We start from the raw sequence: 832 nt of genomic DNA, 5'->3' as shown, positions 1-832 counted from the left end.
TAGGATCTGTTGACAAAAGAAGGTAGCCACATTTTTGCGGCCGCTATGTTGAGGAAGCTACGGAACGAAAGCGCGGTTTTGTCGTAGCGGGTGGCTATTCGCCGAAAATGCTTGAGCCGATTGAACATGCGCTCGACGCGGTTGCGGTCACGATAAGCCACAAAATCGCAGGGTATAGGCTGCTTCCGATTTGCCTTTGATGGGATCACCGGCAAAATACCTTTCAGCAGCAGGGATGAGCGAACGTCATCACTGTCGTATCCTTTGTCAGCGAGCACTGCTTGCGGCTTAGGCACGGGCAGTTCGAGGAGATCGTCGACAGCGCGGTAGTCGGAAGCCTCGCCGCCAGTCAGGACAAAGCCGAGAGGGCGTCCCTTACCGTCTGCGCGGGCGTGGATTTTGCTCGTAAAGCCGCCGCGGCTTCGACCAAAGCCCTCCTTATGAGTCCCCCTTTTGCGCCTGCTGCCTGAGAGTGGCCGCGGACGGTGGTGCTATCGATCATGTGCTGCCAATCATCGGTGAGCCCGAGATCGACAAGAGTTTCCAGCAAGGCATCCCAGACACCTTGCTCAGCCCATCGTCGGAAACGCACGTAAACGGAATTCCACTTGCCGTAGCGCTCGTGCATGTCACGCCAGGGACAACCGACACGCAAAACATACAGCATACCATTAAGGAAACGCCGATTGTCTTGCGCCGGGCGTGACCATCGGCCTCGCTCGGACGGTAACAACTCGCCTATGATCGCCCACTCTTGGTCCGTCAGATCGCCACGCACGCGCCAGCCTCCGCAAAGGCCAGCTTTGAATCACGAACGGCCCTCGCAGGAAAG

General features: G+C 57.6%; 1 pseudogene. It reads right to left on the bottom strand.

Features of this window, described 5'->3' with window-relative positions:
* Positions 1–778: pseudogene (locus ACYQ6W_RS22665) on the bottom strand (IS5 family transposase); the annotation flags it as partial.
* Between the last annotated feature and the right edge of the window lie 54 nt (positions 779–832).

Source organism: Acidisoma sp. 7E03 (assembly GCF_054665075.1).
This window is presented reverse-complemented; position numbering and strand designations above follow the sequence as displayed.